Consider the following 22,003-nt stretch of genomic DNA (forward strand, 5'->3'; position numbering starts at 1 on the left):
GTTAATCCTCTTTTTTAGGTGCAGCGATCACAGGATGTTTTTCAGTATCAAGCAGTTTTAAGAAATCTTCACCTTGATCCAAATGATCAAGAACAAGCTGTTTCGGTGTGACCGCAAGCCACTGATTGAGTGAGATATCTGCATAATGATCGCTCTTAAAGATTTCTAAGAAATAAAGCGGTTCGTCGCCTGTATTTTCTACATAATGCCCCATCGCAAATGGGACATATCCAACGTCTCCGGCTTGATAGTTGAAGGTTCTCGCATGTCCATCAGAAGCAAATACCGTCATTCGTGCTTTTCCAGAAATGAAATATTGCCATTCATCCGTATTTGGATGCCAGTGCAGCTCGCGAATGGCACCTGGATCAACTTTCACAAGAGCGGATGCAATCGTTTTAGATGCTTTGAAATTGGTAGAGTCTGCAATCCACACTTGTCCGCCGCTTGATGTAATCGGCTCCTGTTTTAACAGCTCATATTTAAAGGAATTCGGGACTTCTCCTTGCTCTGTTTTCACCTTGTCACATTCAAGGGAACCAGGAATTCCTTTTTGGAAAATATACTTTTCTTTCTCTGGCAGCTTGTCAAACTGCTCTTTTGTCATACCGAAGTTCTTGAGCACGACTTCCTCTGGCGTGTGGGCAAGCCAATCGGTTACTTGGAACGTACTATTTTCTGAGAATGACCCATCATCAAACACAAGCAAGAATTCAGCTCCCGGTTCAAGTGCTTGGATAGAGTGCGGCAGGCCAGAAGGGAAGTACCACAAATCACCCTCAGTCACATCCTCTGTAAAATTGCGCCCCTCTGCATCAACCGATGTAATCCGGGCTTCCCCATAAATCATGTACGCCCATTCCGCTTCCTTATGCCAGTGAAGCTCACGAATCGCACCAGGCTTTAGCCGCATATTAACAGATGCAAGACTTTTAGAAATCGGTAGTTCGCGGACTGTTACCTCTCGGGCGTAGCCGCCTTTTTCTAAACGATTGTGTGTATCAGAAAAAGAATATTTCAGGTTGGAGACTGTTCCATGATCGGTTTCTGGCGGCGTGAGCATATCTGGATTTTGTCTGTCCCGCTCGAGATTACGTGGAATTTTGACCGTTGCTCCTTTTTCTCCTCGAATCGGCTGTGGTATTCCATTTTGCTTTTCACTCATGATAAAATCCCCTTTCAACATCGTATTGTGTGAGGTGACAAAAGGCCTTTCATTTCGCCCTCGTTTTCATAAGGTGAAACGAATCAGGCAGATGTCAATCTGATTCATCATTTTTTTGAGCAGCGACTAATCGTTGGATGAGCTTGCTTAATTCATCAAACTTTCGTTCAAAGCGTGTCAGCAAGTAAACCGTCAAAATGGCAGGGAAGCCAGCCTGACCGAGCTGCTTCAGCCATTCCTCTGAAAAAAAGGGCTCCATTTGTCTCACCTCCCAGCGGATGCTCGTCTTCTATATAAGTGGTATGAAAGAAGAAAAAGGAAAGCAGAGGGGGAGAAAATGAATCATTAGACCCGTTTCACGAAGTTTACTTTTTTTAACTTTTGTCCACTTAATGCTAGTAGAGGGAACAAAGGGGAGGATGCACATGGATTATCGGCTGTTATTGAAAGCAAAATGGAAGGAAATCATTGATCACCCGCTCATTCAGCAGTTTTTAAGCAACCCGAAAAACGAGCAGCTGCTCCAGCAAGTTATGGAAGAGCCAAACGAGGAAAATGCCAAAAAACTAGATTCCGAGTTCAAACAGTTCTATCAGAAAATCCGCATCATCAAGTATATCTCCACAATGATACGCATCTTTTCAGTCGACTTTGACAAACGAGTGAAAAAGAAACAGCAGCGTTTTCCGCTTATACTCGATCATCCTGATACACAAGAAGTGAAAGACCCTGTTCAAACAGATACGTATGAAGCCGTGCTCTTCAACCAGCAAGACTTAGGGGAGCATCTGCAAGATCAAACATTGTACAAGGCCTACCAGCAGCTCACAGACAAACAAAAAATGGTCCTAACCCAAATCTATGTCGAAGGCCAAACGATGAAGGAAATAGCCGATCAGTTAGGCGAAACAAGACAAAACATCTCAAACATTCACAAAAAAGCACTCAACAAACTAAAAGAAGAAACAGGGGGAGATGTCCGTGCACGAAGACAAAATGACCAATGGAGAAATGGAAGAACTCATTGAAACCTTCACACCCATGATCAAAAAGAAACTACAAAACACGGCATATCAAGAAAGAGAAGACCTCGAACAAGAACTCTATATCAAACTCATCGAAAAAATAGACCGGCTGATTTACCAAGAAGGACCTGGATTTTGGGAGTTTATTGTGGAATATATGACGAAGTTGTAAAAGTGAAGTACAAAAAAAGACTCGCTCACACAGAGCCGAGTCTTAATTTTTTTTGCAGTTTTTCTTCACTGAAAATCCAGCCGGTATAGGAATTTTTGATTTGGTGGTCCATGTCGATATGGCAGATTGCGACAAAAGGATAATGACCTTTGCTTCGGTAGCGCAAATCAATGAACCGCACTTCATAATGATCCTTGTATTTATCTACTTCCCACCGATAGACAGGGGAGAAGGAGAGAAAGGCTGAAATGTTTTCATCTTGTTTGGCAATTTTCATAATTTCAGTATCAGGGACAGGCACACGGTTAAAGGTGTCTAAAATGACGACTTCTCCATTCATGCTGCGCCCAACATGGAAAGAGGATTTACATTTCACGGCAATGCGCCATTGCCTGAACTTCATTGTAGGCGAAATAATAATCTCTTCAATTTCATCGAATCGTGCACGCAGCTGACGTTTAATTTGAAGCTGCATGATGACCCTGACGATATAGTAGCAGAAAATCACGGCATACAGCGTAATAAACGTATAGCCGGGATGTCCGCCAATCGCCCAAACGACAATAGCGACAAGGTGTGTAAAAAAGATAAACGGATCAAACGTATTAATGATCCCAAGCGCTACCCATTTCTTCGAAAATGGACGAATGGCCTGCGTACCGTATGCATTGAAAATATCGACAAACACATGAAGCACAACGGCTAATAGTGTCCATAACCAAAGGTGAAGTAAATTCGCCCCCGGCACAAATGGGAAAATCACAGCCGGAATCAGCAATGACCAGAACAGTACAGCCGGAATGGAATGTGTAAATCCTCGGTGATTTCTTATATAAACCGCATTATTTTTTAGTTTTAGCACAGTATCAATGTCTGGTGCTTGGGAGCCGGCGATGGTCGCGATCATCACGGCGTGTGCCATGTGTGGATCTGCGCTGACGGCTGGATCTAAAAGTGCAAGTCCCCCAAGAGAAATGCCCATTACTACATGAGTACCAGTGTCCAATTGATTACCTCCTAGTTGTCATGCTTAGGAACAATCATACAAAGTATACGTCTCCAATCAAGACTATGTGCAAAATCACTTTTGCTTTATCCCGATTTAATGTAACATGTTAACGTATCTACAAACAGTATACAACAAATAAGGTTCTATTCAGAACGTTAGCCCTCGGTCCAATAAGAAGGAGTATAGATATGAAAGATATTCAAGAAAAGCTGGACCGCAAAGATATTGCGGGCTTTCAGCATGATTTAATTGATTGGTATGAAAAAGAACAACGAACATTGCCATGGCGTGAAAATCAAGATCCATACCGTGTCTGGGTATCAGAAGTGATGCTTCAGCAAACGAGAGTAGATACGGTCATTCCGTATTTCAACCGGTTTATGGAGCAGTTTCCGACGGTGAAGGATCTCGCTTTAGCTGATGAAGAAAAGGTCATGAAAGCATGGGAAGGTCTTGGCTACTACTCAAGAGTGCGTAATTTACAGGCAGCTGTGAAAGAAGTATATGAATCCTACGGCGGTGTTGTCCCTAATACGAAAGAGCAATTTTCAAAGCTCAAAGGTGTAGGCCCGTATACGAGCGGCGCAGTGCTGAGTATCGCCTATAACAAGCCGTATCCTGCGGTAGACGGCAACGTGATGAGGGTCATTTCTCGTATTTTGTCCATATGGGATGATATTGCAAAACCAAAAACGAGAAATGTTTTCGAATTTGCGGTCGATCAGCTCATTTCCCGGGAAAAGCCGTCAGAATTTAATCAAGGGCTGATGGAGCTTGGTGCGCTCATTTGCACTCCAACTTCCCCTGCCTGCCTCATTTGCCCTGTAAACATGCATTGCTCGGCATTCGAGGAAGGCGTTCAGCATGAGCTCCCAGTGAAAAGCAAAAAGAAAAAGCCGACTGCGAAATCAATGGCAGCAGCGGTGTTATTTGATGACGCAGGCAACCTATATATTCATAAGCGGCCAAGTACAGGCCTCCTTGCGAATTTATGGGAATTCCCTAACATGGAAACAACAAAGGGAAGAAAAACGGAAAAAGAGCAGCTCATTGATTTCTTAAAAGAGGAGGCGGGTGTACAAGCGGAGCTTGGTGATCTAGAAGGCACCATCCAGCATGTATTTACCCACCTCATCTGGAATATTTCTGTTTTCTTTGGACGAGTTACCTCTGTATCTGATGACACGAAGCTGAAAAAAGTCACAACAGAAGAATTTGAGGCATATGCTTTGCCAGTCTCACACCAAAAAATTTGGAAGCTGGCACTTGAGCAGCCTAGTCGTATTTAACCGTTGTCCCGTGGGTATAATCAGCTTCATTTCTGTGCAATCCCCCGCGGTCTTCGATTTCAGAAATGATTTCTCGATACTTAGATTGCCCTTCTTCATTCAAATAAGGTAAAATTTGTTGGAAAGCATGATGAAAGTAAGCAAGCTCAGTATCTTTCCATTGATCCTTGGACATCATGCCAAGCTGGCTTAAATCGCGTCCGACATACATGAATGTAACCTCCTAATAGGAACTTTCCTATTAGTGTGAAGCGAATGAACGAAAACTATTCAAATCAGGAGATGAACCATAATGAGTCAACGTAAATGTGCATTAATTACAGGAAGCAGCAGAGGGGTAGGGAAAGAAGTTGCCCTTCGCCTCGCTGAAAAAGGATATGACATTGTCATTAACTATGCGAGAAGCAAAAAAGCCGCACTTGAAACAGCGGAAGAAATTGAAGCGATGGGCGTTAAAACATTGGTTGTCAAAGCCAATGTTGGCCAGCCTGAGAAAATCAAAGACATGTTTCAACAAATTGACGAAACCTTTGGCCGTTTAGATGTATTTGTGAACAACGCGGCATCAGGTGTTCAGCGTCCAATTATGGACCTTGAAGAAAATCATTGGGATTGGACGATGAATATCAATGCGAAAGCTTTGTTATTCTGCGGACAAGAAGCGGCGAAACTAATGGAGAAAAACGGCGGCGGACATATCGTCAGCATTAGCTCTCTTGGCTCTATTCGCTACCTTGAAAATTACACAGTAGTCGGCGTATCAAAAGCAGCACTAGAAGCTTTGACACGTTACCTTTCTGTAGAGCTGTCACAAAAAAATATCGTCGTCAACGCAGTATCAGGCGGCGCGATCGATACCGATGCACTCAAGCACTTCCCGAACCGTGAAGAGCTTTTAGAAGATGCGAAGAAAAATACACCTGCCGGCCGAATGGTGGAAATTAAAGACATGGTCGACAGCGTGGAATTCCTTGTATCAGGCAAAGCAGACATGATTAGAGGCCAGACGATTATTGTGGATGGCGGACGTTCTTTGCTTGTTTAAAAAAATCATGAATAGGATGTACACCTTCTGCACAAATTAATGTGCGTGGAGGTGATAATGATGGATCAACAACAAAACAAAACAAACGCGCAACAAGTGAAGAAACAAAACCAAGCTTCTGCACAAGGCGGTCAATTTGGTACTGAATTTGCTAGTGAGACTGACGCACAGCAAGTAAAAAAATACAACCAAAAAGCTGAGCAAAACAAACAACAAAACAGCTAATCACTGAAACAAAGGAAAGCACTTCATATACGAATGAAGTGCTTTTCTTTTTGCCTCTCACCACCATCCGACAAAACCTGTAAAACCTCTACATAAACAGTCAAAGGATTTCTTCCTTCTTTCAAGAAATGGTATACAGACAAAAAGTGGATTCGATGAAAAGGGAGGAGTTAGATGTCTGATTTCGATCAGCTTGTAAAAGAACAAATGCAGCTCATGGATCAGCTGCTCGATGTGCAGGGAGAACTCGATCTATGCTTAGAAACAGAAAAACAATTGCTGCAGGATGAAAAAAAAGAAGAGTGGCATAAGCTTTGTGATCAGATCAAACAGAAACGTGAGGAACTGCAAAAAGTGCAAACCTTGTTTACAAAACAGACAGAAGAGGTCATCAGCTCATATAAACAGATGGAAAAGAGTTCTAGCGTGATGTAAGTCAGTGTGCCGTTCAATTGGGTTGAATGGCTTTTTCATTTCATTTTTTAATGATGTAACGGTATAATATAATAGAGACATGTTTAGTTGGGAAATTAGGTCTTTGGACTGTTAGGTTTGTTTGTTATAGAAAGTAGGGGAGAAAATATGGGCTATCCCAAGGAAGGAGAAACCATCCAAATTCAAAGCTATAAACATAATGGCTTGATCCACAGGATTTGGAATGAAACCACCATTCTGAAAGCAACGGAATTGTGTATCATTGGTGCAAACGACCGTACAATGGTGACTGAATCCGACGGCCGTACTTGGATGACGAGAGAACCGGCTATTTGCTATTTCCATGCAAAACAATGGTTTAATGTAATTGGGATGCTTAGAGATGATGGGGTATATTATTACTGCAACATCAGCTCTCCTTTTGCGACAGATGATGAGGCAATTAAGTATATTGATTACGATTTAGACGTCAAAGTCTTTCCAGACATGACGTACAATATTTTGGATGAGGACGAATATGCAGATCATAAGAGGCAGATGAATTATCCAAAAGAAATCGATAGTATCTTAAGAGAGCATCTGAATACATTACTGCATTGGATTCACCAGCGGAAAGGTCCGTTTGCTCCTGAATTTGTGGATATGTGGTATGAACGTTTTTTACATTATACAAAATAAGCAAGAGCATCGAAAAACCTGTTTGGCTTTTTAGGCTAACAGGTTTTTGACTGCGTACGGATAAGAGGCACTGATAGATTGGGAAGGAGATTTACATGGGGGTCATTAAACGCTACATGGCTTTTGTAACACCGTATAAAAAACAGATTGCATTGACAATGGTCATCGGAATGATTAAGTTCTCGATTCCCTTAACATTGCCTCTGCTTTTAAAGTACGTCATTGATGATGTCATTCAAGGCTCGGGGTCAGCTGAAGAAAAGACATCAACTCTACTGATCATAATGGGAATCATGCTCGTATTATTTTTAGTGTTGAGGCCGCCTGTTGAATACTATAGACAATACTACGCACAGTGGACAGGCAGTAAGGTATTGTTTGATATTCGGGAGAAGCTGTTCTCGCATATTCAAAAGCTAAGTCTTCGTTATTATGCCAACACGAGAACAGGAGAAATTATTTCAAGAGTGATCAACGATGTGGAGCAGACAAAGGAATTTGTCATCACAGGGCTCATGAACATTTGGCTGGATATGATGACTGTACTGATCGTGATCGCTATTATGTGTACACTGGATCTGAAGCTCACCATCGTGTCTGTCATTATTTTTCCGCTATACGCGTTTGCAGTAAAGTATTTTTACGGACGGCTTCGTAAGCTGACAAAAGAGCGGTCACAGGCGCTGGCTGAAGTGCAAGGGCACCTGCATGAGCGGGTACAAGGAATGCCGGTCATTCGCAGCTTTGCGATTGAAGAATATGAACAAGAGAATTTTCATGATGAAAACAAAAATTTCTTAAACAAAGCAATCAACCATACGAATTGGAACGCCAAAACATTTGCTGTCGTCAATACCATCACTGACATTGCACCGCTATTAATCATTGCATTTGCGGGTTATACAGTAATTAACGGATCGCTGTCGATCGGGACCATGATCGCCTTTGTCGGCTATATTGACCGGATGTACAATCCGATTCGCCGTCTCATTAACTCATCCACGACGTTAACCCAGTCCGTTGCATCAATGGATCGGATCTTTGAGTTTATTGATGAGCCATATGAGGTCACAGACCGGCCGAATGCAAAAGAAGCCAATCATTTAAAAGGAGAGGTAGAGTTTAAAAATGTGTCGTTTCGGTATGAACACACGCAGGAAGAGATTCTGCACAATATCTCCTTGAAAGTAGAAAAAGGACAAACAGTTGCCCTTGTAGGAATGAGCGGTGGAGGAAAGTCGACACTCGTCAGCTTAATTCCAAGGTTTTATGATGTCACAAACGGGTCACTTGAAATTGACGGCATTGATATAAAAGAGTACAAAGCAAGAAGCCTTCGAAATCAAGTCGGAATGGTGCTGCAGGATACATTCCTATTCAGTGACACGATTAAAGAAAATATTGCCGTTGGTGACCCTGAAGCATCTTTTGAAAAAATCGTGTCGGCTGCAAAAGCGGCAAACGCCCATGATTTTATTATGTCTCTTCCTGAAGGATATGACACGAAAGTAGGAGAACGGGGCGTGAAGCTGTCAGGCGGACAAAAACAGCGGATTTCCATTGCAAGGGTATTTCTAAAAAATCCACCGCTGTTGATTTTAGACGAAGCGACGTCTGCACTTGATTTAGAAAGTGAGCATTACATTCAAGAAGCGATGCAAAAGCTGGCGAAGGATCGCACAACCTTTATTGTTGCACACCGATTATCAACCATTACACACGCTGACCAAATTGTGGTCATGGAACAAGGCGAAATTGTGGAAAAAGGAACACACGAAGAATTAATGAACCAAGACAGCCACTATCGTCATTTATTTACCATTCAAACATTAAATTAGTAGAAGCCTATCCGATTCTAGCGGATAGGCTTTTTTATGCTTGTCAAAAACATGACATATTTCCCAGCTTGTCTCAATACAATTTTAAAAAGTATGACGGGGTGGTGAATATGTGAAAGAACAAGACGTGCTGCTAGATGTCAAACAGCTGTCCATTGCGTTTCAGCAGAAAAAGCAAAAAGTGCCCATCGTCCATCACATATCGTTCTCGATTCAAAAAGGGGAAACGTTAGGAATTGTGGGCGAATCTGGCTGCGGGAAAAGTATCACAAGCATGTCATTAATGGGATTGAATCAGCAAACCGATACAACGGGCGAGGTTCACTTCGAAGGGCAAAATCTGCTGTCACTTTCAGAGAAACAGTGGCGAGAGATAAGAGGAAATGACATTTCGATGATTTTCCAAGAGCCCATGACCTCTCTGAACCCATTAATGCCCATCGGCAAACAAATGACGGAAGCCCTTTTCACACATCAAGCAATCGGTCAGAAAGAAGCAAAAGCGAAGGCAGTTGATCTTCTTGAAACAGTTGGGTTGAAGCAAGCGGAATCGTTACTTAAAAAATATCCACACGAATTATCAGGCGGTATGCGCCAGCGAGTCATGATTGCGATGGCAATGCTTTGTCACCCAAAGCTCATGATCGCTGATGAACCGACAACTGCACTTGATGTCACCATCCAAGCGCAAATCCTTCGTCTGCTCAAAAAGCTGAACGAAGAGATGGACACTGCTATTTTATTTATTACCCATGATCTAGGTGTCGTGCGGCAAATATGCCAGCGAGTCATGATTATGTATGCCGGTCGAATTGTAGAAGAAGGAACCGTTGACCGTATTTTTCAAAAACCTCTGCATCCCTACACGAAAGGTCTTTTCGCCTCAGTTCCATCGTTTAAAGAGAAAAAAGAAAAACTCATCTCTATTGCAGGTCATGTGCCTAAGCCAGGAGCCATCCGGTCCGGCTGTCAATTTGCACCACGCTGCCCATATCAAATGGCGCAATGTCTTGAAAAAGATCCAGCCTTACAATCCATTGAACAGAATCACCGCGTGGCATGTTTTCTAATGGAAGGAGGAGAAGACACTGAGTCACCCACTCTTGCAAGTGAATCAGCTGACAAAACGGTATGACACAGCCGCTTTTTTTTCTAAACATAAACAATCGACTTTGGCTTTAAATCAAGTGTCCTTTCACGTGAAGGAAGGAGAAACGCTTGGCATTGTTGGTGAATCAGGCTGCGGTAAATCAACACTTGGCAAAAGCCTAATGAGATTGACTGAACCGACGTCAGGTTCTATTCAATTAAAAGGGCAGGAGATCACCCTTCTAAAAGAACGAGACATGCGTTCCTTAAGAAAAGATATTCAAATGATCTTTCAAGATCCATATGCTTCTTTAAATCCGAGAATGAAAATCAAAGATATTTTAGAGGAACCGCTGATTGTCCATCAGCATGGGACGAAAGCAGAAAGACGGAAACGGGTAAAAGAGATGCTGCACATTGTTGGATTTGATCCTTCCTACGGGGAACGTTATGCGCATCAATTCAGCGGCGGGCAAAGGCAGCGTATCGGTATTGCTAGAGCACTTATTACGCACCCAAGTCTTGTCATTGCCGATGAACCAGTTTCGGCTTTAGATGTATCCGTTCAAGCGCAAATTTTGAATTTGATGCTTGAATTACAAAAGACGCTTTCTTTGACGTATTTGTTTATTTCTCACGACCTTGGGGTTGTCAGGTATATGAGCGATCGGATCGCCGTCATGTATGCTGGGCGCATTGTCGAGATGGGGCCTGCCGAAGAGGTGTTTCACAGCCCGCTTCATCCCTATACATCGCTGCTTCTGAAATCCATTCCACATATGGATCACGTACTAGAGGCGCAAGATGTGGCAGCAGAAGAAACCACAATGACGGAACGCGGCGGCTGTCCTTTCTACAAAAGGTGTCCAAAAAGATGGGAGAAATGCCTGAAAGCAGTTCCTGCTTTGTATGAGGAGGCACCGGGGCACGCGGCCGCGTGTTATTTATATCAAAAGGAGGAACACAATGAAGAAGACATGGTTATTCAGTAGTTTCATTTTTGTGCTGGCATTGGCGCTCTTTTTAGGCGGATGCTCGTCTTCACCGACATCAGAAGAAAAGGCAACAAAAGATACCCTCGTATTTGGCAGAGGGGGAGATTCCACTTCACTAGATCCAATCACAACAACAGAAGGCGAAACCTTCAAGGTCACAGAGAATATATTTGAAAAGCTTTTGAATTACGGTGAGAAAGACACGACCATCCATCCTGGCCTCGCAACAGAATGGGATGTTGCAAAGGACGGAAAATCATACACGTTCTACTTAAGAAAAGGTGTGAAATTTCACGATGGCACAGACTTTAACGCAGAAGCAGTGAAATTCAATTTTGAACGCTGGATGAATGGAGACGCAGAAAAGTTTCCTTACTATGGTATGTTTGGCGGCTATAAAAAAGATAAAGGGCATGTCATTAAAGACATCATCGTCAAAGGCGAGCATGAAATTGAATTTCAGCTAAAGCGCCCGCAGGCAACATTCCTCAAAAACATTGCTATGTCACCATTTGGCATTGCCAGTCCAGCGGCTATTGAAAAAAGCGGTGATTCATTTAGAGAAAATCCAGTGGGGACAGGACCATTTAAGTTTAAAGAGTGGAAGCAAAACGACCGTATCGTGTTAGAAAAAAACGAGGATTATTGGCAGAAGGATAAACCAAAGCTGAATCAAATCATCTTCCGCTCCATTCCAGAAAATTCTGCTCGTTTAAATGCCCTTAAAACAGGCGAGATCGACTTAATGGATGGCGTGAATCCGTCAGATTTAGATGGCATTAAAACCGACAAAGCACTCCAGCTTATTGAAAGACCATCGATGAACGTAGGCTATATCGGACTGACCGTCACAAGAAAGCCGCTTGATAACAAGCTCGTTCGTCAGGCACTCAATTATGCGGTCGATAAAGAATCGATTATTGAGTCATTTTATGGCGGACTTGCTGAGCCAGCAAAAAATCCATTGCCGCCAGCTTTAGAAGGCTACAATGACGACATTGAGCCATATCCGTATGATCCAGAAAAAGCGAAAGAACTATTAAAAGAAGCGGGCTTCCCTGACGGCTTTCGCATCAAGCTTTGGGCAATGCCTGTACCACGTCCATACATGCCAGATGGGATGAAGGTAGCAGAAGTCATTCAGTCAAATTTTGAAAAGGTCGGCGTCAAAGCAGAAATTGTCACATATGACTGGGCAACCTACTTAGATAAAGCAAGTAAAGGGGAAGCAGATGTGTTCTTATTAGGCTGGACAGGGGACAATGGTGATCCTGATAATTTCATTTACACACTGCTGGACAAAGACAGCATTGGCGGTAACAACTATACATTCTTCGAAAACGATAAAATGCATGACATTCTTATTGAAGCGCAAACAGACACAGATCAAAAGAAACGAAATGAGCTGTATAAAAAAGCGCAGGAAATCATTCATGACGAAGCGCCTTGGATTCCATTGGTGCATTCGATTCCAATGCTTGCCGCTTCTAATGATTTAAAAGGCTATCAGCCGCATCCAACTGGTTCAGAAGCTTTAACTGACGTGTATTTCGAATAAGCAAATAAGGGAGATCATGTATCTCCCTTATCAAACAAAGATAAAGGCGGTGAAAGCTGTTTGTTTGCTTATTGTATGAAGCGGGCAGGAATGCTCATCCCAGTACTGATCGGAATGACATTGGTCGTGTTTTCAATTATTCGTTTTATACCTGGAAATCCAGCGCAGGTCATTTTAGGACAGCGGGCAACGAAAGAGGCTGTAGAACAATTAACGATCCAGCTCGGTTTAGATCAGCCATGGTACGTTCAATACGGTCATTATATGCTTGGCCTTTTAAAAGGGGATTTAGGGACTTCCATTCGAACAGGAGCGGCTATTGCCCAGGAAATGAAGCCTTACTTATTTGCGACGTTAGAATTGACCTTTTTTGCCATGGTGCTGGCGATTGTTGTGGGAGTGAATGCCGGAATCATCAGTGCTTGGTTTAAGCATTCTTTCTTTGATTATGCCGCGATGTTTATTGCACTCATCGGAGTGTCCATGCCAATTTTCTGGTTAGGCTTAATGGGGCAGTGGCTGTTCTCGATCGAATTAGGTATTTTGCCGACAACGGGCCGAGAAGACGTAAGGAATCCAGTGGAGTCGATCACGTATATTCATACACTGGACACGCTTTTACAAGACCGGTTTGATCAATTCGCTGACAGCATCAAGCATTTGATCTTACCAAGTACAGCACTCGCAACAATCCCTGCTGCGATTATTGCGAGAATTACAAGGGCAAGTATGCTGGAAGTGCTTCATTCCGACTTTATTCGAACAGCAAAAGCAAAAGGAGTACGCTCATTTTTTATCATTTATCAGCATGGCCTGAAAAATGCGCTCATTCCGATCTTGACGATTATTGGTCTTCAGACGGGCCTCTTGCTTGGTGGAGCGATTTTAACAGAAACCATTTTTGCTTGGCCGGGAATCGGGCGGTATATATATGATGCCATCAGTTATCGTGATTACCCAGTCATTCAAACAGGTATTCTCGTCGTTGCGCTTATATTTGTCCTGATCAATTTCATTGTGGACATCTTGTATGCGGTCATTGATCCAAGGATTAAATATTAGAGAGGGAGAGTGACAATATGGAAGCACAAAAAGAGCTTGAACCACCTCAGCCAAAAGATGAACGCTCTCAATCATTGATTCTTGAATCGATGAAGCAGTTCTTTCAGCATAAGCTGGCGGTCATTGGCAGTGTGATTGTCTTTTTATTTCTGATCCTAGCGATCTTTGCACCGCTCATTGCTCCTTATGGAATCAATGAACAATCACTCGGTGAGCGATTTAGTGCCCCTTCAGCTGCACACTGGTTTGGTACGGATGATTTCGGCAGAGATATATTTTCAAGAGTTGTGCATGGAGCACGGATTTCCTTATGGGTCGGTTTTTTCTCGGTCCTCGGGTCTGTCATTTTAGGCACACTGCTTGGATTGATAGCAGGCTATGGCGGAAGAGTGTTAGATGCTGTGATCTCCAGATTGTTTGATATTTTACTTGCTTTTCCTAGCATTCTATTAGCGATTGCTATTGTCTCCATCCTAGGCCCCTCCTTACAAAATGCCCTTATTGCCATTGCGATTATTAATGTCCCAACCTTTGGACGGCTCGTTCGTTCAAAAGTGCTGAGTATTAAACAAGAAGAATACGTGCTGGCAGCAAAGGCGGTGGGGATGTCACACCGCCGCATCGTTCTGCGCCACATCCTGCCAAATAGTATGGTGCCGGTCATCGTACAGGCGACGCTAGCGATCGGAACGGCAATTATTGAGGCAGCCGCTTTAGGCTTTTTAGGATTGGGGGCACAGGCGCCAAGTCCAGAATGGGGGAAAATGCTCGCCGACGCAAGACCTTATCTCGTTCAAGCCCCTTGGACATTAATCTTCCCAGGAATAGCGATCATGCTGACTGTTTTAGGCTTTAACCTGATGGGGGATGGATTAAGAGACACACTAGATCCTAAAATGAAGAAAATAAAATAAGACCGATTCTCAGAATCGGTCTCAGCGCGCGGGCAAACCCTCGCATTCGGTGTCAGTCCTGCGTGCCGGTGCTCACGAATACTCATTCGCTCCGCTCCGGTACTCGTTCTTCCTAGACTGCAAAGGTTTTCAGGTCACGCTGAAAAGAAGACAAAGAGCTAAAATCAAGATCATTTTAGCTCTTTGTCAACAATTTAAGACCGATTCTAGGAATCGGTCTTTTCTATTTATGCTTCTTTTTCTTCTGTCTCAATTTCACTATCTTTTGGGTGATACGTCTGGAAGCTTGTAATCAATGTATCTAAATGCTCTAGCTCATCACGGTATTCGATGATGCTGGACATGACATTCAGCATGTTGTAATCGAGTAAGTCATTTTCTTGGTTTTGCTGATGCTGAATAAATGATTTCGTTAACGTCTCAAGACGAAGAGAGCATTCATTTTGAAATTCATCGTCCTGCGGCTTCATTTTTCCGACGAATTTCATCAAGGTGCGCTCATGCCAATACAGTAAATAATCAATTTCATCCGTTAAGCTTTCCCTGAAATGCTCTGGCATCAAATGAATTTCATTTTCTAATTTATGAAGCTTTTTCAGTAAATACAGAGCACGATTTGATGTCATAATGGCCTGTCTGAACAAAACAAGCTTTCTTGATTTGACATAGGTGGTTTTCTTTAAATAGCTTCGTTCCTCTTTGTATAACAAGTAAATATGATCTAATTTGATCATGCGTTCTTTTATTTGATCGATGTCATCCTTTAATGTGGAATGATCAGTAGACTGTCTGGAGGTCAGACGGATCCATTTTAAAATCTCCTCCGTATTTTCCATAATGTGATGAACAAGCTTTGTTTCATACTTTGGCGGCAGGAAGATTAAATTCACTAAAAATGAAGAAAGAACTCCTAACACCACAGTAGCTGTTCGAATTAAGGCAAAGGAAAGGAAATGATCCCCTGCACTTTCTAAAATCGCAATGACGGTTACAAGTGCAATTGGAATGGTGTGTTCAATTTTCAGCTTTAAATTAATGGCGATGACCATGACGGCGGTTAAACCGATAATGACTGGTCCTGTGCCAAAAAGCAGACCGAACGTAATGGCAAGCGCTGCTCCAATAATATTGGCTTGCACTTGATCAACAATGGTTAAAAAAGATCGATAAATTGATGGCTGGATAGCAAATACAGCTGCAATTCCCGCGAAGACGGGCGTTGGCAACCCAAGCCATGTTGCCAGGTAAAGCGCGAGTACAATGGCAATACCAGTTTTTAAAATACGGGCTCCAAGTTTCATTGGTTTTGTCCCTGCATTCCTTTCTTTTCGATAATAGATGATCACTCGTCATTTATCATTCATATTTTGATGAAACAACTAAGTAATATACAGCGGTCTTCCGAAATATTCAAGTGATTTTTGAAAGTTCATGAAAACATCTAAAGAAGGTATTGAGAAGAAATGTAACAGATTCGCACGCTTTTGACAAACAAGAGTTGGTAAATAAAAAAACAGGCGCATGTTTTTACGCCTGTTTTGGACTTCATTATGATTGTTTTAGCTGTGCAAATGCATGATCTACTGCTTTTAGCGTCTCAGAAATATCTTTTTCAGTATGTGCGATCGTTAAGAACCAAGCTTCATATTTAGAAGGAGCGAGGTTAATGCCTTGGGCGAGCATTAATTTGAAGAAACGGGCAAACATTTCGCCATCCGTATTTTCAGCCTGCTCGTAGTTCACAATCGTTTCTGTTGTGAAATAAATTGTGAGCGCTCCTTTTAAGCGATTCACTGTAATATCTACTTGATGCTTTTTGGCATGGGCTAAAATGCCTTCTTCTAACATAGCGCCAAGCTGATCAAGACGCTCGTAAACACCGTCTTCTTTTAACACTTCCAAGCAGGCAATACCTGAAAGAATGGATGCAGGATTTCCTGCCATTGTGCCAGCTTGATAGGCTGGTCCAAGCGGGGCCACTTGTTCCATAATTTCTTTTTTACCGCCGTAAGCTCCGATAGGAAGTCCGCCGCCAATAATTTTTCCTAATGCAGTGAGGTCAGGTTTTACTTGAAGCAAGTCCTGTGCACCGCCATACATAAAGCGGAAAGCGGTAATGACTTCATCATAAATCACCAGTGCGCCTTTTTCATGTGTGAGGTCATTGACCTGCTGCAGGAAACCGTCCTTAGGCTCTACGATGCCGAAGTTCCCGACAATTGGCTCGACAAGGACAGCTGCTACTTCATCACCCCAGCGATCTAATGCTTCTTTATAGCTGTCAATATCATTAAATGGAACGGTAATGACTTCATTGGCGATACTTTTTGGTACACCCGCGGAATCAGGTGTTCCTAAAGTGGAAGGACCAGAGCCTGCTGCCACAAGCACAAGATCAGAGTGGCCGTGATAGCATCCGGCAAACTTAATGATTTTTGTTCTGCCTGTATATGCGCGTGCCACTCGAATCGTTGTCATCACCGCTTCTGTACCTGAATTGACAAAACGAACTTTGTCCAAAGCAGGCATGGCTTCCTTCAGCATTTTAGCAAAAGTGACTTCATGCTTCGTTGGTGTTCCGTAAAGGACACCTGTTTCAGCCGCTTTCGTGATGGCTTTTGTAATATGCGGGTGGGCATGTCCTGTAATAATTGGACCGTATGCTGCTAGATAGTCAATATAGCGGTTTCCGTCAACATCCCAAAAATAAGCGCCTTCTCCTCTTTCCATCGCAACGGGTGAACCGCCGCCTACTGCCTTATATGAACGAGACGGGCTGTTGACACCTCCAACAATGTGCTCCAGCGCCTCTTGATGTAATTTTTCTGATTCTGTGAATTTCATAAATAGCCTCCTATCTCAACGTATCACGTCGTCTAACATTATTTTAACATGCCGATGCAAGCGTCCTTAGTTGAATATCCTCTCAAAATTGGATAGGCTAATTAAAAAATAGGTTGGAGGGATTGTGTCATGACAATCGAAGTAGGGCAGCAAGTACCTGACATTGAATTAACCGGTGACAACGGGGAGAAAATAAAGCTTTCTGATTTTAAAGGAAAACATATTGTTCTTTATTTCTATCCAAAAGATATGACACCAGGCTGTACAACAGAAGCATGTGATTTCCGCGACCGCCATCAAAGCTTTGCAGAATTAGATGCTGTCATTATCGGTGTAAGCCCAGACAGTCAGGACAAGCACCAAAAGTTTAAAGAAAAACATGATTTGCCGTTTCTGCTTCTTGTAGACGATGAACAGAAATTGTCTGAAGCCTTTGGGGTATGGAAGCTGAAAAAGAACTTTGGCAAAGAATATATGGGAATCGAGCGTTCAACGTTTCTTATTAATAAAGAAGGCACGCTTGTGAAAGAATGGCGAAAAGTAAAGGTGAAAGACCACGTAGAGGAAGCACTTGAGGAATTGAAAGCTCACGCTTAATATCCTCACAGGATGAGATCGGCAGTCATGCCGGTCTTTTTTGTAAAGAAGAATAGGTAAAAAAGAGGATTGTAATTGACAAAGTTTCGGCTCTGGGGGTACACTATTTATAAAGATTATAATATAAGAATATTTTTGAAGAGAGGTGCATGATGAAATGGCTGCTCACGAACTAAAAGACGCTTTAGATGCTCTAAAAGAAACCGGTGTTCGAATTACTCCGCAGCGCCATGCCATCTTGGAGTTTCTCGTAAATTCTATGACTCACCCAACCGCGGACGATATATATAAAGCACTTGAAGGAAAATTTCCAAACATGAGTGTCGCAACGGTTTACAACAATTTACGAGTCTTCCGGGAATCTGGATTAGTAAAGGAATTAACGTATGGTGATTCCTCAAGCCGATTTGATTTTGCGACATCTGACCACTACCATGCGATTTGTGAAAACTGCGGAAAAATCGTAGATTTTCACTATCCTGGCCTTGATGAAGTTGAACAGCTTGCATCCCATGTGACGGGCTTTAAAGTCAGTCATCATCGCTTGGAGATCTATGGAACTTGTCAAGAATGTGCGAAAAAAGAAAATCATTAATGAAAAAAGCTGACCGTTTAAATGGTCAGCTTATTTTTATGACTTTTTTCGATTGTAGGATTCATCAAACTCTTTACCTTCTAATGCTGGATCAAGTGTAAGCGGCTCTCTGCAATGCATGCACATGTCCACACGCCCAAGCACTTTTGTTTCCTTCTCACAGCCTGGACAAACGACACGTACAGCCTTCGTAGAAAGCATACCAATCCAAAAGTAAACGGCTGTACTTAATCCAATCGATAAGACGCCAAGCAGCATAAAGAAAGTCGACAGCCAGATCGATTCCTTGAAGAACACACCGATATACATGATCAGAAAGCCAACAAAAACCAAACTAAGTGCAAATGTTCTGATTTTATTAATCTTACTGGAGTATTTCGCCATCCCTAGTCCCCCTTATCTCCAATATAGCACATTTTACCTTTCCGTTTGAATTAGTTATAGAGTTTTGTGAATAAATTGCTTATAATGATTCAATGATCTTTTTTCATGTATTGAAGGAATTTTGATTCTATGAGGAGAAATACATAGCATTAGAGAAGAACTTTACACCCGAGTATTGGAGGAATCACTATGGAAAATCTTCTCCGTCCTATTTATCAAGAGAGAGCAAGCCATCCAGACACATTAGCTGTGATTATAGTAGAAAGAAGACATAAAGTATCTTCTGAAACGGATAACTTTGATGCAGCACTTTTAGTCATCGTAAAAGAAGCGGAAGAGCCGTTATTTATCAAGCACTATGAATCCGATCACCAAACAGCTTCTTTAAACGTTGTCACAGATGATCAACTAAAGGAATGGATCACCCTCGGTACTAACCGCCGAATCATCGATTGGATTTTGAATGGAAAAGTCCTGTTTGATCGAAATGAATATATCTTCAACTTAATTGATGAACTAAGTACATTCCCGTTTTCAAACCGCAAGCTCAAAATCGGTTTAGAATATGGCAAGCTCATTCGCAGATATATAGAAGGAAAAGCATTTTTTGAGTCAAATCAATTCCTTGATGCATATAATTCCATTGTGCATGCCCTGCATCACTTAGCACGTATTGAAGTAATTGATAAAGGCTTCCACCCAGAAGTGACCGTTTGGAACCAAGTGCGTCACATGGAGCCGGAAGTATACAAACTTTATTCAGAACTGATTGAAAGCCATGAAAGTCTGCATAAACGTTTGGAACTTTTATTTTTAGCAAATGATTTTTTGATCCATTCAAAAGCAGAAATTGGTGCCGCTCATTTGCGTCATGTCATGGAACAGAAGGATATATGGCTTTTTGGTGAGCTTCTTGCACATCCTGATCTTAAGTATTTCACGCCTGACCTTAGCGTCATGATTGATTTCTTTGTGGAAAAAGGAATTGTTCAAGTGGAGCCGATTGAGACAAAGGGACAAAAAATCTATCATCGAGGATATTTTGTGAAAAAAGATATTGACGCATGAATATTATGATGGTATATTATTAAACGTCGCTAACGAGCAACTGAGTTGCTTTGAAAGAAAAGCTGACAAAAAGAAATTCTAAAAAACGCTTGACGCACACGGTGCTCAAATGTTATATTAAGAAAGTCGCCTCTGAGCGATAACGAAGATGATCTTTGAAAACTAAACAAGACAAAACGTACCTGTTAATTCGAGTTTTTATAAAAAAATCCTATGAAACTTCATAGGTAGTCAGTCAAACTGGCGAGGCAGGAAGTGATCACATGCTAAGTTCGCTACATCGTGTAGCAGCGCATGTGTGATATGCATCCTGCATACCTCGGAGAGTTTGATCCTGGCTCAGGACGAACGCTGGCGGCGTGCCTAATACATGCAAGTCGAGCGGACAGAAGGGAGCTTGCTCCCGGATGTTAGCGGCGGACGGGTGAGTAACACGTGGGTAACCTGCCTGTAAGACTGGGATAACTCCGGGAAACCGGAGCTAATACCGGATAGTTCCTTGAACCGCATGGTTCAAGGATGAAAGACGGTTTCGGCTGTCACTTACAGATGGACCCGCGGCGCATTAGCTAGTTGGTGGGGTAATGGCTCACCAAGGCGACGATGCGTAGCCGACCTGAGAGGGTGATCGGCCACACTGGGACTGAGACACGGCCCAGACTCCTACGGGAGGCAGCAGTAGGGAATCTTCCGCAATGGACGAAAGTCTGACGGAGCAACGCCGCGTGAGTGATGAAGGTTTTCGGATCGTAAAGCTCTGTTGTTAGGGAAGAACAAGTGCGAGAGTAACTGCTCGCACCTTGACGGTACCTAACCAGAAAGCCACGGCTAACTACGTGCCAGCAGCCGCGGTAATACGTAGGTGGCAAGCGTTGTCCGGAATTATTGGGCGTAAAGGGCTCGCAGGCGGTTTCTTAAGTCTGATGTGAAAGCCCCCGGCTCAACCGGGGAGGGTCATTGGAAACTGGGAAACTTGAGTGCAGAAGAGGAGAGTGGAATTCCACGTGTAGCGGTGAAATGCGTAGAGATGTGGAGGAACACCAGTGGCGAAGGCGACTCTCTGGTCTGTAACTGACGCTGAGGAGCGAAAGCGTGGGGAGCGAACAGGATTAGATACCCTGGTAGTCCACGCCGTAAACGATGAGTGCTAAGTGTTAGGGGGTTTCCGCCCCTTAGTGCTGCAGCTAACGCATTAAGCACTCCGCCTGGGGAGTACGGTCGCAAGACTGAAACTCAAAGGAATTGACGGGGGCCCGCACAAGCGGTGGAGCATGTGGTTTAATTCGAAGCAACGCGAAGAACCTTACCAGGTCTTGACATCCTCTGACAACCCTAGAGATAGGGCTTTCCCTTCGGGGACAGAGTGACAGGTGGTGCATGGTTGTCGTCAGCTCGTGTCGTGAGATGTTGGGTTAAGTCCCGCAACGAGCGCAACCCTTGATCTTAGTTGCCAGCATTCAGTTGGGCACTCTAAGGTGACTGCCGGTGACAAACCGGAGGAAGGTGGGGATGACGTCAAATCATCATGCCCCTTATGACCTGGGCTACACACGTGCTACAATGGACAGAACAAAGGGCTGCAAGACCGCAAGGTTTAGCCAATCCCATAAATCTGTTCTCAGTTCGGATCGCAGTCTGCAACTCGACTGCGTGAAGCTGGAATCGCTAGTAATCGCGGATCAGCATGCCGCGGTGAATACGTTCCCGGGCCTTGTACACACCGCCCGTCACACCACGAGAGTTTGCAACACCCGAAGTCGGTGAGGTAACCTTTATGGAGCCAGCCGCCGAAGGTGGGGCAGATGATTGGGGTGAAGTCGTAACAAGGTAGCCGTATCGGAAGGTGCGGCTGGATCACCTCCTTTCTAAGGATATATGGAGCAGCGTGCGTTTTCGTCTTGTTTAGTTTTGAAGGATCATTCCTTCAAAACATGTCTCTAGCGAGACAGGATTGTTCTTTGAAAACTAGATAACAATAAGTAATACATTCACATTGAATGCAATGCAAAGTTCATC

General features: G+C 43.1%; 22 protein-coding genes, 1 rRNA gene and 1 pseudogene. 17 read left to right on the forward strand and 7 right to left on the reverse strand.

Features of this window, described 5'->3' with window-relative positions; all coding sequences use genetic code 11:
- Nucleotide 1: 1 nt before the first annotated feature.
- Nucleotides 2–1,165 carry an oxalate decarboxylase family bicupin gene (locus MHH61_RS13155; RefSeq protein ID WP_024425215.1) on the reverse strand — a complete coding sequence of 388 codons (1,164 nt, stop codon included), beginning with the start codon at nt 1,163–1,165 and terminating at the stop codon, nt 2–4.
- Between the two features lie 94 nt (nt 1,166–1,259).
- Nucleotides 1,260–1,424, reverse strand: a complete 165-nt coding sequence (locus MHH61_RS13160) for a YvrJ family protein (protein WP_098676622.1) — start codon at nt 1,422–1,424, stop codon at nt 1,260–1,262.
- 166 nt (nt 1,425–1,590) lie between these two features.
- Here MHH61_RS13160 and MHH61_RS13165 point away from each other — a divergent pair, with 166 nt between their 5' ends.
- Nucleotides 1,591–2,193 (forward strand): sigma-70 family RNA polymerase sigma factor, encoded by a 603-nt coding sequence (locus tag MHH61_RS13165; RefSeq protein ID WP_046314317.1) that lies wholly within the window; start codon nt 1,591–1,593, stop codon nt 2,191–2,193.
- Nucleotides 2,141–2,362, forward strand: a complete 222-nt coding sequence (gene rsoA, locus MHH61_RS13170) for a sigma-O factor regulator RsoA (protein ID WP_029707333.1) — start codon at nt 2,141–2,143, stop codon at nt 2,360–2,362. Before MHH61_RS13165 ends, rsoA begins: the two co-directional genes overlap by 53 nt.
- A gap of 25 nt (nt 2,363–2,387) precedes the next feature.
- Here the strand turns inward: rsoA and MHH61_RS13175 are convergent, their stop codons facing one another.
- Complete coding sequence (locus tag MHH61_RS13175) at nt 2,388–3,368, reverse strand: metal-dependent hydrolase (protein WP_034623275.1); 981 nt, start codon at nt 3,366–3,368, stop codon at nt 2,388–2,390.
- Between the two features lie 191 nt (nt 3,369–3,559).
- On the opposite strand from MHH61_RS13175, the gene mutY reads away from it, so the two are divergent.
- Nucleotides 3,560–4,660 (forward strand): A/G-specific adenine glycosylase, encoded by a 1,101-nt coding sequence (mutY, locus tag MHH61_RS13180; protein ID WP_125587601.1) that lies wholly within the window; start codon nt 3,560–3,562, stop codon nt 4,658–4,660.
- Here the strand turns inward: mutY and MHH61_RS13185 are convergent.
- Nucleotides 4,647–4,871, reverse strand: coding sequence for a hypothetical protein (locus MHH61_RS13185; RefSeq protein WP_003217808.1), 225 nt, complete (start codon nt 4,869–4,871; stop codon nt 4,647–4,649). The genes mutY and MHH61_RS13185 overlap by 14 nt on opposite strands.
- An 81-nt stretch (nt 4,872–4,952) precedes the next feature.
- Here MHH61_RS13185 and fabL point away from each other — a divergent pair, with 81 nt between their 5' ends.
- The 10 genes and pseudogenes from fabL to MHH61_RS13235 all read left to right on the forward strand — a co-directional run bounded on the left by fabL (nt 4,953) and on the right by MHH61_RS13235 (nt 14,499).
- A complete protein-coding gene (gene fabL / locus MHH61_RS13190; RefSeq protein WP_024425211.1) occupies nt 4,953–5,705 on the forward strand; it encodes an enoyl-[acyl-carrier-protein] reductase FabL in 753 nt (250 codons plus the stop codon).
- A 75-nt stretch (nt 5,706–5,780) separates the two neighbouring features.
- Nucleotides 5,781–5,930 (forward strand): annotated as a pseudogene (locus tag MHH61_RS13195) (gamma-type small acid-soluble spore protein); the annotation flags it as partial.
- A 174-nt stretch (nt 5,931–6,104) separates the two neighbouring features.
- Entirely contained in the window at nt 6,105–6,365 is a 261-nt protein-coding gene (locus tag MHH61_RS13200) for a YgaB family protein (RefSeq protein WP_024425798.1), read from the forward strand.
- Nucleotides 6,366–6,512: 147 nt separating this feature from the next.
- A complete protein-coding gene (locus MHH61_RS13205; RefSeq protein ID WP_024425209.1) occupies nt 6,513–7,043 on the forward strand; it encodes a DUF402 domain-containing protein in 531 nt (176 codons plus the stop codon).
- A 95-nt stretch (nt 7,044–7,138) separates the two neighbouring features.
- Nucleotides 7,139–8,881, forward strand: a complete 1,743-nt coding sequence (locus MHH61_RS13210) for an ABC transporter ATP-binding protein (protein WP_025093468.1) — start codon at nt 7,139–7,141, stop codon at nt 8,879–8,881.
- 112 nt (nt 8,882–8,993) lie between these two features.
- Entirely contained in the window at nt 8,994–10,016 is a 1,023-nt protein-coding gene (locus MHH61_RS13215; RefSeq protein WP_125587600.1) for an ABC transporter ATP-binding protein, read from the forward strand.
- Complete coding sequence (locus tag MHH61_RS13220) at nt 9,985–10,962, forward strand: ABC transporter ATP-binding protein (protein ID WP_125587599.1); 978 nt, start codon at nt 9,985–9,987, stop codon at nt 10,960–10,962. The genes MHH61_RS13215 and MHH61_RS13220 overlap by 32 nt, the downstream gene beginning before the upstream one ends.
- Nucleotides 10,937–12,523: an ABC transporter substrate-binding protein gene (locus MHH61_RS13225; RefSeq protein WP_125587598.1), complete on the forward strand. Its 1,587-nt coding sequence runs from the start codon at nt 10,937–10,939 to the stop codon at nt 12,521–12,523. The genes MHH61_RS13220 and MHH61_RS13225 overlap by 26 nt, the downstream gene beginning before the upstream one ends.
- 60 nt (nt 12,524–12,583) lie before the next feature.
- A complete protein-coding gene (locus MHH61_RS13230; RefSeq protein ID WP_125587597.1) occupies nt 12,584–13,585 on the forward strand; it encodes an ABC transporter permease in 1,002 nt (333 codons plus the stop codon).
- Nucleotides 13,586–13,602: 17 nt separating this feature from the next.
- Nucleotides 13,603–14,499: an ABC transporter permease gene (locus MHH61_RS13235; RefSeq protein WP_125587596.1), complete on the forward strand. Its 897-nt coding sequence runs from the start codon at nt 13,603–13,605 to the stop codon at nt 14,497–14,499.
- A gap of 227 nt (nt 14,500–14,726) precedes the next feature.
- Here the strand turns inward: MHH61_RS13235 and MHH61_RS13240 are convergent, their stop codons facing one another.
- Both MHH61_RS13240 and MHH61_RS13245 read right to left on the reverse strand, forming a co-directional pair.
- Nucleotides 14,727–15,800: an aromatic acid exporter family protein gene (locus MHH61_RS13240; RefSeq protein ID WP_024425203.1), complete on the reverse strand. Its 1,074-nt coding sequence runs from the start codon at nt 15,798–15,800 to the stop codon at nt 14,727–14,729.
- A 247-nt stretch (nt 15,801–16,047) separates the two neighbouring features.
- Nucleotides 16,048–17,343 (reverse strand): glutamate-1-semialdehyde 2,1-aminomutase, encoded by a 1,296-nt coding sequence (locus MHH61_RS13245; RefSeq protein ID WP_024425792.1) that lies wholly within the window; start codon nt 17,341–17,343, stop codon nt 16,048–16,050.
- A gap of 129 nt (nt 17,344–17,472) precedes the next feature.
- On the opposite strand from MHH61_RS13245, the gene bcp reads away from it, so the two are divergent.
- Both bcp and perR read left to right on the forward strand, forming a co-directional pair.
- The gene (gene bcp / locus MHH61_RS13250; protein ID WP_056766971.1) at nt 17,473–17,940 is read left to right on the forward strand and encodes a thioredoxin-dependent thiol peroxidase; all 468 of its coding nucleotides are present in this window, start codon (nt 17,473–17,475) and stop codon (nt 17,938–17,940) included.
- A gap of 157 nt (nt 17,941–18,097) precedes the next feature.
- Nucleotides 18,098–18,535, forward strand: a complete 438-nt coding sequence (gene perR, locus MHH61_RS13255) for a peroxide-responsive transcriptional repressor PerR (protein WP_012009347.1) — start codon at nt 18,098–18,100, stop codon at nt 18,533–18,535.
- A 36-nt stretch (nt 18,536–18,571) separates the two neighbouring features.
- Here perR and MHH61_RS13260 read toward each other — a convergent pair whose 3' ends face one another.
- Nucleotides 18,572–18,919 (reverse strand): YgzB family protein, encoded by a 348-nt coding sequence (locus MHH61_RS13260; RefSeq protein WP_024425201.1) that lies wholly within the window; start codon nt 18,917–18,919, stop codon nt 18,572–18,574.
- Between the two features lie 189 nt (nt 18,920–19,108).
- On the opposite strand from MHH61_RS13260, the gene MHH61_RS13265 reads away from it, so the two are divergent.
- A complete protein-coding gene (locus tag MHH61_RS13265) occupies nt 19,109–19,987 on the forward strand; it encodes a nucleotidyltransferase-like protein (protein ID WP_024425790.1) in 879 nt (292 codons plus the stop codon).
- A 316-nt stretch (nt 19,988–20,303) separates the two neighbouring features.
- A 16S ribosomal RNA gene (locus MHH61_RS13270) occupies nt 20,304–21,852 on the forward strand.
- The last annotated feature ends 151 nt before the right edge of the window (nt 21,853–22,003 follow it).

The sequence above is a fragment of the Bacillus sp. FSL K6-3154 genome, from assembly GCF_040869395.1.
In the GTDB taxonomy this organism is placed as follows: domain Bacteria; phylum Bacillota; class Bacilli; order Bacillales; family Bacillaceae; genus Bacillus; species Bacillus safensis.